This window comes from Micromonospora sp. NPDC005197 (assembly GCF_040608295.1).
In the GTDB taxonomy this organism is placed as follows: Bacteria; Actinomycetota; Actinomycetes; order Mycobacteriales; family Micromonosporaceae; genus Micromonospora.
Genome location: NZ_JBEXHY010000141.1, coordinates 1 through 12,413, shown reverse-complemented (window position 1 = coordinate 12,413; position 12,413 = coordinate 1). Strand labels below are relative to the sequence as shown.

The 12,413-nt window shown below is 71.2% G+C and carries 11 protein-coding genes and 1 pseudogene; 6 read left to right on the top strand and 6 right to left on the bottom strand.

The window, feature by feature from the left end:
* Positions 1–90 precede the first annotated feature (90 nt).
* The 3 genes from ABZU46_RS27775 to ABZU46_RS27765 form a co-directional block, all read right to left on the bottom strand.
* Positions 91–987 carry an acetyltransferase gene (locus ABZU46_RS27775; RefSeq protein ID WP_354862338.1) on the bottom strand — a complete coding sequence of 299 codons (897 nt, stop codon included), beginning with the start codon at positions 985–987 and terminating at the stop codon, positions 91–93.
* Positions 988–1,466: 479 nt separating this feature from the next.
* Entirely contained in the window at positions 1,467–2,858 is a 1,392-nt protein-coding gene (locus ABZU46_RS27770) for a hypothetical protein (protein WP_354862336.1), read from the bottom strand.
* A gap of 48 nt (positions 2,859–2,906) precedes the next feature.
* Complete coding sequence (locus ABZU46_RS27765; RefSeq protein ID WP_354862334.1) at positions 2,907–3,800, bottom strand: NAD(P)-dependent oxidoreductase; 894 nt, start codon at positions 3,798–3,800, stop codon at positions 2,907–2,909.
* Positions 3,801–3,920: 120 nt separating this feature from the next.
* On the opposite strand from ABZU46_RS27765, the gene ABZU46_RS27760 reads away from it, so the two are divergent.
* The 4 genes from ABZU46_RS27760 to ABZU46_RS27745 all read left to right on the top strand — a co-directional run bounded on the left by ABZU46_RS27760 (position 3,921) and on the right by ABZU46_RS27745 (position 6,902).
* Entirely contained in the window at positions 3,921–4,331 is a 411-nt protein-coding gene (locus tag ABZU46_RS27760) for a VOC family protein (protein WP_354862333.1), read from the top strand.
* Positions 4,332–4,479: 148 nt separating this feature from the next.
* Entirely contained in the window at positions 4,480–4,935 is a 456-nt protein-coding gene (locus tag ABZU46_RS27755; RefSeq protein ID WP_354862331.1) for a pyridoxamine 5'-phosphate oxidase family protein, read from the top strand.
* Positions 4,936–5,036: 101 nt separating this feature from the next.
* On the top strand, positions 5,037–5,456 hold the full coding sequence (locus ABZU46_RS27750) for a PPOX class F420-dependent oxidoreductase (protein WP_354862330.1): 420 nt from the start codon (positions 5,037–5,039) through the stop codon (positions 5,454–5,456).
* Positions 5,457–5,576: 120 nt separating this feature from the next.
* Positions 5,577–6,902 (top strand): glycoside hydrolase family 18 protein, encoded by a 1,326-nt coding sequence (locus tag ABZU46_RS27745; RefSeq protein ID WP_354862328.1) that lies wholly within the window; start codon positions 5,577–5,579, stop codon positions 6,900–6,902.
* A 75-nt stretch (positions 6,903–6,977) separates the two neighbouring features.
* On the opposite strand, the gene ABZU46_RS27740 is transcribed toward ABZU46_RS27745, so the two are convergent.
* Positions 6,978–7,322: a hypothetical protein gene (locus ABZU46_RS27740; protein WP_354862326.1), complete on the bottom strand. Its 345-nt coding sequence runs from the start codon at positions 7,320–7,322 to the stop codon at positions 6,978–6,980.
* Positions 7,323–7,515: 193 nt separating this feature from the next.
* Between ABZU46_RS27740 and ABZU46_RS27735 the strand changes: the two genes are divergently transcribed.
* Entirely contained in the window at positions 7,516–10,290 is a 2,775-nt protein-coding gene (locus tag ABZU46_RS27735) for a M14 family zinc carboxypeptidase (protein ID WP_354862324.1), read from the top strand.
* A gap of 74 nt (positions 10,291–10,364) precedes the next feature.
* On the opposite strand, the gene ABZU46_RS27730 is transcribed toward ABZU46_RS27735, so the two are convergent.
* Positions 10,365–10,556 (bottom strand): DUF397 domain-containing protein, encoded by a 192-nt coding sequence (locus ABZU46_RS27730; protein ID WP_354862322.1) that lies wholly within the window; start codon positions 10,554–10,556, stop codon positions 10,365–10,367.
* Positions 10,547–11,347 (bottom strand): helix-turn-helix transcriptional regulator, encoded by an 801-nt coding sequence (locus ABZU46_RS27725; protein WP_354862320.1) that lies wholly within the window; start codon positions 11,345–11,347, stop codon positions 10,547–10,549. Before ABZU46_RS27725 ends, ABZU46_RS27730 begins: the two co-directional genes overlap by 10 nt.
* Before the next feature lie 239 nt (positions 11,348–11,586).
* Here ABZU46_RS27725 and ABZU46_RS27720 point away from each other — a divergent pair.
* A pseudogene (locus tag ABZU46_RS27720) lies at positions 11,587–11,790 on the top strand (hypothetical protein); the annotation flags it as partial.
* Positions 11,791–12,413: the final 623 nt, after the last annotated feature.

Genomic DNA, 12,413 nt, shown 5'->3' with positions numbered 1-12,413 from the left:
GTTTGTGTTGCACTTGTCACGCGAGGAGCCCCCCCCGCGGGCGCGGGGGGGGGGCGCCCCGGGCCGGCCCCCCCCCCCACCCCCGAGTGGCTACGCCTTCGCGGCCGGCGGCGCGAACAGCACGCGCGCGCGGAGCTGCCGGAACCCGGTGCGCTCCAACTCCGCGAGCACCGCGACGCGGTGGGCGTCCACGTCGGCGATCACCTCCCGGGCGCCTCCGGCGGCGAGCACCCGGACCGCCTCGGCCAGCAGCTCACCGCGCGCCGCGTCGTCGAGCAGGCCGAGGTACGCCAGCAGTGGGTAGCAGGCGTCGCCGGCCGTGCCGACCAGACCCACCGGCTGCCCGGCCTGCACCCCGACGCGCCACTCCTCGGTCGACTCCCCCAGCCAGGCCAGCGGATCGGTGGCCAGGTCGACGCCGCCGACGGCACGCGCGATCTCCGCGCCGGTCAGCACGTCCGGCACGGCGACCCGGGCGACCAGGGCGTTGATCTCGGCAGCGTCGACGGGCGGCCGGAACGTGTACCGGCCGGAGGTCGTCGGCAGTGGAGTTCCCGTCCACGAGCACCGCAGCCGCTCACCCACCTCGACCAGGCCGGCGAGTCGGGCCGCCTCCATCGGCGCGGTGACCACGGCCAGCACCTCGGGTCGACGCCGCCAGTGCGCGGGCAGGGCCGCGTAGTACCGACCGGGACCGCCCAGCGCCTCGTGGGCGGCGTGCAGCAGCGCGGCGCCGACCTCCGGCTCGGCGGCCAGGTCGAACCGCTCCAGCCAGGGAGCGCCCACCGCCCCGGGCGGGAGCAGCCAGGCCGCCCGCCCGACCACCCGGCCGTCGCGCAGGGCGATCCAGGTGTTCTCGGGCCGGTAGCCGCCGCCGGTGATGCCGTCGGCGTACGCGACCTGCCGCAGTTGGGGCAGCGGATCGGTCATGGAGTCGAACAGGTTTTCCTCGCCCGCGACGAGCGGGCGGATGACCAGACTGGTCATGGCGAACCTCCGGAAAGCGAGCGCCCCGGGTCAGATCCGCGTGGACGCCGGTACGCGGAGGGGGCGCAGAACATCGGACATTGTTCTGACCTCCTCTCGGCTCGACGGCGTGCCCGCCAACATACGCGAAGCGCCAGCAGCCGCACAACGTTCTTCCGGCCCGGCTCACAGCGTCGGGTTGGTCTCCGCGCCGCGCTGGTGGACCCGCCCGTCGGCCACGGCGATCCCAGCGAGGATCAGTGCCGCCACGGCGGTCACGGCGACCGGCGGGAGAAGGACGCTCGGAGACCGCGACCAGGTTGGCGAGCGGCGCACGGCCGATACGCGGCACCGGCCAGTGGGAGGCCGCCCCGACGAGCTCAACGGCGAGCGCGAGCGGCCAGAGGACACCACGGCCATGGCCGCACCCCCTCGCCGACCCGGTCCCGCCTCGTACCCGCTGAGGGGACTTTATCCCGGTCTGTCGGTACGCCCGATGGTTATGCCAGGTCGCCCGGAGGGCGGTCGACGCCGCGCCCCCAGCGCCGCCACCGCCTCGTTCGGGCGGTCCGCCGCCTCGTCGGGGTCGGCCGGGCCCGCCGGTCCGTGCGAAGGCCCGCACGGCCGAGCAGCCGGATCAGCAGCCAGCAGAACAGCGCCAACGCGCCGAACAGGGCGATGGTCACGATCCGCCAAGGCATGCTGTCGATCTGGAGCATCTCCGGTAGCAGCGCCGCGACGCCGGCGACCGCGGTGACCGAGAACAGCCACTGGAGGCGCTGTTGGAACAGCGCCGTCTGCAACCCGAAGAGCTGGCTCAGATTGCTGCGCAGCAGTTCGAGGCGCTGCCGGGCGGCCTGGAGATGCCGGGGAACCCGCAGCCCGTCGATGAGGAACGTGGCCACCGCGATGCGCATGGGATCGCGGTACATGAGGTCGACATTGCCGACCTCGGCCAGCCCTCGGCTCAGTTGCAACTGCACCCGCGCCAGTTGGGTGATGCGCGCGCCGAGCGAGTGACCCGGCCCGACGAGTTCGTCGCGGTCGTTCGGGTCCACCCCCACCCACAGTTGGCAGAAGAACCACTGGGCGTGGATCTGGCCGTACATGTCCTGGACCATGCGGGCCGCCGCCGACGCGCCCTCCACCCCGTTGTGCAGAACCGCCACGGTGGACCAGCCGGTGGTGCGGACCAGCAGGCCGGGCAGGCGCAGCGGCCCGTCGTCGGCAGCCGTGCCCGGGGTCACCGGCAGGGCGGAGAGCCGCAGCAGCGACTCCACGAGCGGTTCGTTCTCGGCCCGCTCGGGACCGCGCAGGACGAAGAACTGGCGCATGTTCTGGAACGGGTAGCGGCGTTCCCGGGGCTCGAAGCCGGCCGACTCGCGCAGGATGGCGCGGACCGCCTGGACGTGGGCGGACACCGTCAGCCCACCGTGCTCCCGGGGCTCGGCCTCGATCATGCTGAGGTGCCCGGCCAGGTTCGGCGGGAAGGTGTCCAGGTCGCGCAGGTGCCGGAAGTAGTCGAGGGTGTTCTCGCGCACGAGGTCGTCGTAGAACCGGCAGATGTCCTCGGTGCTGACCGCCGGCTCCGGCGCGGCGAACCGCAGATCCACCGAGATCACGCCGAGCGCCGGGTAGATCACGATCTTGGTGCTGGTCGCCCACGTCGTACGGCCGATGCGCACCGCCGACGTGCCGAGGGAGATCTGCAACACCGGCGGGTGGGTGGCCAGGTAGGAGATGTTGTAGGCCCGGGTCTCCTCGTGCTGGACGACGTCGACCGAGGTGGCGCCCAGTGCGGCCAGCAGCGGGAGCGCCGGTTCCACGTCCTGCACCGTGCCGCCGAGGTCGAACTTGACCGGCACGTACACGTGATCAATATCGAGGGTCACGCATACATTTTGGGCGTACGGCACAACCTGGTTTCGCTCCGAGGCGGCCTACAACTGGTCGACGTGGTCGCGCCACGAATGCCGGGGCTCGTAGCCCAGCACCCGCCGCGCCTTGTCGATGCTGAGCAGGGTTTCGTGCTCGCCGAGCTCCTTGCGGATCTCGACACCCGGGTAGACCTCGGCCATCAGGCTGGCGCTCGACCTGCTCATGACGGTGTCGGCGTTGGCGATGATGAACACGTCCGCGCCGGGCCGGTCGTACGCGAGCGCCCGCTCGACCGCCTGGGCGCCGTCGCGGGCGTCGATGTAGCCCCACAGGTTCCAGCGCCGCGACCGCGGATCGGCGTCGAAGGAGGGGAACGGCAGGTAGTCCTCGACGTCCATCACGTTGGAGAACCGCAGACCCACCATGACCAGCTCCGGGTCCCACCGGCAGAAGTGCCGCGCCATCTCCTCCTCAAGGGCCTTGTTCAGCGAGTACGTCGACTCCGGTCGCGGCGCGTACTCCTCGTCGACCGGCGCGTACGGCGGCGGGGTGTCGAACGGCAGCCCGAGCACGGTCTCGCTGGACGCCCACACCACCCGCTTGATGCCGGCCGCCCGGGCGGCGGCGAAGACGTTGTACGTCGCGGCGGAGTTGTTCGCGAACGTCGTCGCGTTGGGCATCAGCCCGGGCGCCGGGACCGCGGCCAGGTGCACGACCGCCTCGACGCCGCCGGGGTGCTCGTCGGCGCCTCCGGTGAACGCCTCCACCACCTGCCCGTAGTCGGTCAGGTCGACGAGGAGGAACTCGCCGTCGACGTCGCGGGGATCGCGCCCGCCCACGCGGTCCACCGCCAGCACGTCGACGCCCACGCCGCGCAGGTGGGCGACCACGGCACGGCCGAGCTTGCCGGTGGCGCCGGTGACGACAACGCGTCCGGGCAGTACGGGATCGGTCATGGCCCCATCCTCTCCGGCCGGCCGGGACACCCCACACGCGGGTGCGCCCGCGCCCGCCACCCGCCGCATCGATCAGGAATCGAGAAGTACCGGCCGAGGGCCCTACCTAGCATGGCCAGCATGGACATCACCATTCACACGACAGTTCTTCCGCACGTCGACCCGGACGCCTCCGTGGCCTTCTACCGCGACGTCCTCGGCTTCGAGGTCCGCAGCGACGTCGGTCAGGGGACCATGCGGTGGATCACCGTCGGCCCTGTCGACCAGCCCGGCACGTCCATCCTGCTGGCCCCGCCGGCCGCGGACCCCGGCATCACCGAGGACGAGCGGCGCACCATCGCCGAGATGATGGCCAAGGGCACCTACGGGTGGATCCTGCTGGCCACCCGGGACCTGGACGGCACCTTCGAGAAGGTGCAGGCCCGCGACGCCGAGGTCGTCCAGGAGCCGACCGAGCAGCCGTACGGCATCCGCGACTGCGCCTTCCGCGATCCGGCCGGCAACATGGTCCGCATCCAGGAACTGCGCTGAGCCATGTGTCTCGCCGCCTGGGGACGCGCACGCGCCGAGGAGCAGCGCCTGGACGACCTCGCCCGACTGCGTCACGCGCCGGACGTGCCGTTGGTCGCGGCGGGGGCGACCGAACCGATCAGAGGTCACGAGGTGGACGGGGGAAGATATGGCGAGCACGCCACCGCGGGGGCGTGAGGAGCGGCTGAGAGACACGCGCAGGAGACTGGAGAACGACGTCGACCTCTGGGTCGCCACGTCGGGCTCCCCGGACGGCGTGCACCTCGTCCCGCTCTCCTACCTCTGGGACGGCAGCGTGTTTCTCATCTCGACGCCGCGCGCCTCGGTCACCGGCCGCAACCTGGTGGGGGATGGCCGGGTGCGACTCAGCCTGGGCACGACGCGCGACGTCGTCATCGTCGAGGGTGCCGCCGAGCCGGTGGACACCGCCGACCTCGGCCACGACAGGCGTACGGCGTTCGCCACCAGGACCGGCTTCGACCCGAGCGGAATCGCCGAGCCCTACCAGTACTTCGTGATCCGGCCGCGGCGCATCCTGGCCTGGCGGGAGGCCAACGAGCTGCGGGGACGCCTCCTCATGCGCGACGGCCGTTGGCTCGACTGAGCCCCTCGGCCTCCCGCACGCCGCGATCCGCGTCCTGCCGTGCGGGGGCCGGGCGGGTGCGTACCGTGCAGGGGTAACCGCTCATGCGAAAAGGAGCATTCATGTCCAAGCCACCGCTTCCCGAGGCCGCGGTCGAGATGCTGCAGAAGCCGAACCCGGCCGTCATCACCACGCTTCGCAGTGATGGTCAGCCGGTGTCCGCCGCGACCTGGTACCTCTGGGAGGACGGCCGGATCCTGGTCAACATGGACGAGAGCCGCCGCCGGTTGGAGCACGTCCGCAACGATCCTCGGGTCTCCCTCACGGTGCTGGACGAGGCCGGCTGGTACACCCACGTCAGCATCATCGGGCACGTCGCCGAGTTGCGCGCCGACGAGGATTTCACGGACATCGACCGGCTGTCCCGGCACTACACGGGCAATCCCTATCCCCGGCGTGATCGTGGTCGGGTCAGCGCCCTGATCGAGATCGACCGCTGGCACGGCTGGGGGTCGCTCAAGGACAACAGCCAGGTCGGCTGACCGTCCGCCGCGGGGACGGCGGCGGACGGACGGCTCTTGACCGCAGAGCGTGATCGGCTTAACTTCATCAATCAGATAAGTGTCTTTACTAATTCTGCTTGATCCCTCGTGGGAGTGCCGATGCGACAATTGCGTCACCGCCGCCTCACCGCCGTCGTCGCCCTGGCGACCCTGCTGCTCACCGCCGCCCCGCCCGCCGCGGCGAGCGCCGGCGCCAGGCCCGACCGCCAGCCCGGCTACCACCGGGTCGGCTACTTCACCCAGTGGGGCATCTACGGCCGGGCCTTCACGGTCAAGAAGCTCGACGCCTCCGGTGCGGCGAGCCGCCTCACCCACCTCAACTACGCCTTCGGCAACGTCAGCGAGGACGGCCGCTGCTATGTGGACGGCGGGCCGGGCGAGGGCGACGCCTGGGCCGACTACCAACGGCCGGTGTCCGCGCAGGAGAGCGTCGACGGCGTCGCCGACGCCCCCGGCCAGGCGCTCAACGGCAACTTCGGCCAGCTCGCCAAGCTGAAGGCCAAGCACCCCGGTCTCCAGGTGCTGATCTCGCTGGGCGGGTGGAGCTGGTCGACGTACTTCTCCAACGCCGCCCGCACCGACGCCTCCCGCAAGGCGTTTGTCGCGTCCTGCATCGACCTGTACCTCAAGGGCAACCTCCCGGGCAGCCCGGGTGCCGCGGCGGGCGTCTTCGACGGCGTCGACCTCGACTGGGAGTGGCCGAACTGGGACGGCGAGCCCGGCAACGTCATCCGCCCCCAGGACCGGGAGAACTTCACCAAGCTGCTGGCCGAGTTCCGCCGGCAGCTCGACGCGTACGGCCGCACGACCCGCGCGCACCACCCGCTGACCGCCTTCCTGCCGGCCAACCCGGCCACGATGGACGCCGGCTACGAGGGCCGCAAGATCTTCAAGTACCTGGACTTCGCCACCGTGCAGGGGTACGACTTCCACGGCGGCTGGGACGCGGTGACCAACCAGCAGTCCGCGCTGCGCGTGCCGGCAGGCTCGCCGGACAACCCGGACTTCTCCGTCGAGGTGGCCATCGACGGCTGGCTCGACCGTGGGGCGCCGCGCGGCAAGCTGGTCCTGGGCATCCCCTACTACGGTCGCGGCTGGGCCGGCGTCACCGGCGGCGGCAACGGGCTGTTCCAGCCGGCCGCCGGGCCCGCACCGGCGACCTTCGAGGCCGGGTACGAGGACTACAAGCAGCTCAAGACCCTGGCCGGCAACGGCTACACCGTGCACCGCGACCTGCGCGCCGGGCACGCCTGGCTCTTCGACGGTACGACCTTCTGGACGTACGACGACCCGGGCGTCGTACTGCAGAAGATGCTCTACATCCGGCGGGCCGGCCTGGCCGGCGCGATGGTCTGGTCACTCGACGGCGACGACGACAACGCCACGCTGACCAAGACGATCGGCCTCGGCCTGACCACCCGGTAGGCGTACCCGACGCCCGTGATCACGTGATGGCCACCAGTTGAATCGGGTCACCGACAACTGCTGAGCATCACGTGATCACGGGCGCTGCTCCTGGGGCGTCACCGACCGCACCGCGGCCTCGATGAGAGCGGTCACCTGAGCCATGTCCCGCGCACGGCGCACGTCCACCTCGGCTGACCACCCCGGGTGGTCGAGCTGGACCGTCACGTCCTCCCGGCGGTGAGTGAGCCAGCCAGCGATCGCCTGGACCAGCACCATGACGGCGCCGGCGTCGTCGACCACCACACCCAGGACGTCGGACGGTGTCGTGGTCACCCCGTCCCGCAGCCGGTCCTCGGCGCGCAGCCAGGACGCCAGAGAGCGCCGCGCATCGGCGGACGGAACATCCGGATGGACCGAGAGCGTGATCGTCTCCGGCACGGTCTCCCCTTTCCAGACGACGACAGGCCACCCGCCATCCTGCCAGCCGGACCCGGCCCCGGCATCCCGCGCACTCACCGATGTCGATCAGCCCTTGACCGCCGTGTCGGCCGGTTCATAGGCTCCGGCCACTGCGAGGCTTTCCCCCAAGAAGGGAACCCGAGACATGGCCCCATCGTCGCGTCCGATCCGGATGGTCCCCCCGAAGCGACTGGCGGGTGCCGCCGCCGTCGCGCTCCTGCTCGGTCTGACTCCCCTGCTCGGCGGCACTCCGGCCGCGAGCGGCGCCCCACCGTCGAGATGTAGCACCGACCCGAGCGCACGGCTGGCCAGCGTGCCCGCCCCGGAGGCCGTGCTCGGCTTCCCCCTCGGGACGGGACAGGAGCGGGTCGTCACCAACGACGAGGTCCGCACCTACCTCGGGGCCGTGGACAGCGCCTCCGACCGGGTCGTCACGGGTGTGACGGCCACCAGCGTGCTCGGCCAGCCCCTGCCGTACGCGGTGGTGTCCAACGAGCGCCACGTGCGGCCGTCCGCCCTGCGGAAGATCGCCGACGACGTACGGGACCTGCGTGACCCCCGCCGGACGAGCGCGCGGACGGCCGCCCGGACGGCGAAGGACGGCCCGGCCATCGTCTGGGTCACCGCGAACGTGCACGGCGGCGAGAAGAGCGGCACCGACGCGGCGCTCAAGACGCTGTACGAGTTGGCGGCCGGCCTGTCCTGCGAGGTCGCGCGGCGCAACGACAACCTGGTCACCATCATCGTCCCGACGCAGAACCCGGACGGCCGCGACGCGACCCGGCGGCAGAACGAGTTCGGCTTCGACCTGAACCGGGACTGGTTCGCCCGCACCCAGCAGGAGACGGACGGCAAGCTCGAACTGCTGCGCCGCTACCCGCCGCAGGTCTTCATCGACGCCCACGAGATGGGCGGCCGGCAGTACTTCTTCCCGCCCAACGCCGACCCGATCCACCACGAGATCGCCGGCGAGGCGGTGGACTGGATCAACCGGATCGGCGAGGCCAACAAGGCCGGCTTCGGCTACAACGGCGCCTGCGATGACACGGTCACCACCGAGTGCTACTTCAACTACGACACGTACGACATGTTCTTCATGGGCTACGGCGACACCGTGCCGACCACCGGCTTCGGCGCGGCCGGCATGACGTACGAGAAGGGCAGCGCCTCGGCCGTCGCCGACCGGGTGCAGCAGCAGTTCCACACCCAGTGGTCGACGCTCGGCTGGGCCGCCGCCAACAAGCGCGAGGTGCTGGACGGCTACTTCGACATCTGGACCGACGCGCTCGCCGAGGGCCGGACGGGCGCCCTGGAGCCGAACGAGGTGGTGCAGCCCACCAACGAGGTCCAGTTCCCGGTGCCGGCCGTCACGGTCCGCTCGTACTTCCTGCTGCCCGACCGGCAGCTCGCCGACGTCCGCCGCCTCGTCGAGCGGCTGCGCCGCATGGACGTCGAGGTGTACGAGGTGCAGAAGCCCACCCGCGTGCCCACCGCGCGGGTCTTCGGCGGTCGCAGCGCCACCAACGTCACGGTGCCCAAGGGCGCGTACTGGATCCCGATGGACCAGCCGCAGAAACACTGGATCCAGGCGATCATGGGCGAGGACCCGTACGTCCCGTTCCCGTACTTCTACGACGTGTCCTCCTGGAGCAATCCGCTGCTGATGGGCGTGTCCACGATCTACACGGGAGACAACGTCCGCCCGCAGGCCCAGCCGGTCCGGGGGATCTCCGGCGGCCGCAGCGGGCTGGCCTGGCCGTGGGGCTCCTACACGTACCCGCTGGACTCGGCCGCCGCCGCGGAGTTCACCTTCACCCTGCTCGGCCGCGGCGTGCCGCTCGTGCGGGACCTCGACACCAACCGCGTCGCGATCCCGGCGACCCGGCTGAGCCGTACGGTCGACGACCTGGCCGAGGCCGCCGGGGTCACCCTCACCCCCGGCGGACGCCCCACCGGGACCCGTCTCGACCTGCCCGACGTCGGGCTGTTCCAGGGCACCGGCATCTCCACCACGTCCGGCTCGCACGGCGAGGCCCGGTACGTGCTCGGCAAGCGGTGGGGCCTCGCCCTCAAGCCGGTCACCACTGCCGACATCAACGACAACACCGCGGCGTTCACCGGGCGTACGGTGCTGCTGGTCCCCGACGGCAGCAGCCCGACCGGCGGACTGACCGCCGCCGGGCAGGCCAACCTGCGCGACTGGATCGCCCAGGGCCACACCTACATCGGGCTGCGCAACGAGGGCACCCGGCTGGCCCGCGCCGCCGGGCTCACCTCCACCACGGAGAAGACCAAACCGGCCGACTACCTGGTGATCGGCTCGCACCTGCGGGTCGACGTCGACACCGACAACCCGGTCGCCCTCGGCCGCCCCGCCGAGGACTTCGAGTTCAACAACAGCGACCCGATCCTCAACCCCAGCACCACCGGGACGAACGTGCTCACCTACCCGACCGACGACACGTTCTGGGCCAACGGCTACACCGTCGGCGCGGACACACTGAAGGGCACGGCCGCCGTCGTCGACGAGCCGACCGGCGCCGGCAGGTCGGTGCTGTTCGCGTTCAACCCGCTCTTTCGCGCGTACAACGAGAATGGTCTGCACCTGGTGGCCAACGCGCTGCTCTACCCGCCGGGCGCACCCGACGCCCGACGCACGCCGGGCACCGACGCGGCGCGCGCCAGCGCCGCCGCCGCGCCGGTCGCGGCGGACCTGGGCGGCGGATGGCGGCCGACCACCATCGAGGTCGCGGCGACGGACCTGGCTCGCACGCGGGCCATCGTCGAACGCTTCACCACCGACGCCCGGACGTCCGCGAAGGGCACCTCGGCGTACGTCCTGATCCCCAACCCGCAGGGCCTCCAGGCTGACGAACACCCCTTCACGAACGATCTGGTACGCGCGCTGCGCGCCGCCGGAGTGCCACTACGGTCGGTGGTCGCCTGACCGGTCCCCTGCACAGCGAAGCGCCCGTCCCCGGTTCTCGGGGGCGGGCGCTTCCGCGCGTTTCGAGGGGTGGATTACGACCGCTGGGCGACCTCGGCGACGAACGCCCGCCAGGACGCCGGCCCGAAGACCAGGGCCGGCCCGTCGGGATCCTTGGAATCCCGCACACCGACGATGCCCGGCAGATTGTCCGCAACCTCGACGCAGTCGCCCCCGCTGGAGCCGCTGCGAGTGGACTTGCGCCACGTAGCGCCAATCAGGTCCATGACGTCACCACTTCCTTCATCAGGTCGGTTGACTGCCGCCGAGGTAGAGCCTCGTTCCGCACGGTCTCCCACTTCGACAGAAGCGTAGCCACGTCATCGTCGTTGCTGATGACCAGCCCGCCAAGCTGATTCTCGAGCTGGCCGACCCATTTGCCGTCCGCCGCCCGAGCCAGGATGAACGGGCCGGTCAGCCCGGCGTGCATGCTCACGTCGACCGGCACGATGTGGACACTGACGTTTGGGCGTTCCGCCATGGCCGTCAGGTGCGTGATCTGCCCTGCCATGATTCCTCGAAAGTCCTCGCCCGCACGCCGCAGCACCTCCTCCCCGATGACCGCGACAAATTGCGGCGCCTTCGGCTGAGTGAGGATCGATTGCCGGTCGAGCCGAGCAGCAAGCCGCTTGTCGACCTCCTCATCGCTGAGTGTGCCGTCGCAGCGAATGACCGCTCGGGCGTACTGCTCGGTCTGAAGCAGGCCGGGTACCAGGGATGGCTGCCAGGACCGGAGCTGAGTCGCGACGCGTTCGGCGTCCAACCAGGGCAGGAACCAGGACGGCGCCCCGAGCTTCGCGACCATGCGTTCGAACAGGCCGCCGTTGTTGAGTGCCCGGTCGGCGCCCTTGATGAAGTCCATCGTGAGCGCTCGCGTCTCGCCCTCCACCGCGCTGACGTGGGAGGCGCTGAAGCCGGCACCCCGGCCGAACGCCTCCTGGGTCATCCCAGCGGCCCCTCGGGCGCGACGAACCTCGCCCACGATGAACGCGGCGAGCGGGTGCGGCAGATCAGCCATTCAAAGCTCCCCAAGCCGGAAGATCAATTACTCACGCCACTGCCCGGCGTGGAACGTTTCGCCAGCTCAGCCCGAACCGGCGAACCACCTTCCGAGCGTAGTGGACTCCACAGCAGAGTGTCACCAGCGGCGCGGCCGGTGGAGGACCCGAGACCCGGCGGACGCGTTCGTACCGGGGCCGCCCTCTGGGCGAGCACTCACCGGGCGGCCCCTCCCAACGACTGCCAGCGGAGATCACCATGCCCATCGACCAACCACCGCAGGTACGCTCCGGCGACCTGCTGTACCTGACCCGTGCCGCAAGCCCGCAGTTTGCCCGCCCCATCACCGTTCGCGTGATCCGCGCCCTGACCGACCGCCACACGTACCACGGTTGGTTGTGGATCGACGCCTACCAGCTCGGCCCGAGCGGCGACGCCGTCGCCCGCCGCGAGCTTTACCTGATGCCCTCCGGCGCGCGCTGGCTCCCCTCCCCACCCCGAACGACCGCGCCACCCCCGACCGCCACCCCACCGCGGACCGCCACCCCACCCCGGACCGGCACTCCACCCCGGACCGCCACCCCATCCCCGACGCCCGCGCCATCCCGGACCGCCACCCCACCCCGGACCGCCGCGCCGCCCAAGCCCATTGCGGTACCCGTCACCGCACCGCCGCGCCCGACCACCACACCGTCCCGGCCCACGGCACCGCCGCGTCGTGCTGCTCGGCGCCCGGCAATGCGCGGTCCGGTGCGGGTCGGCTGATGCCCCGGCGTGCTCACGACCATCAGCCGGCCCGCCCGACGTGGCGCTGCGGCACCTGCGGAATCGCCTGGCCCTGCTCGGCCGCCAAGCTCCGCCTCCTCGCGACCTACCGGCTTGATCGCCCGGCCCTGCTGGCCCACCTGGCGGCGCTTCAGGCGGAGGCCGCCGCCCACCTCACTGCCCTCAATCCGGATAAACCACCCACAAACCTGACCGACCGCTTCACCACCTGGGCCTCCCCCCGCTAGCCACACCCCTCCTCCCGCCCGAATCCCTGCAGATCTTGGACAGTTTCCGTTATCTGGTAAAGGAAAAAAATA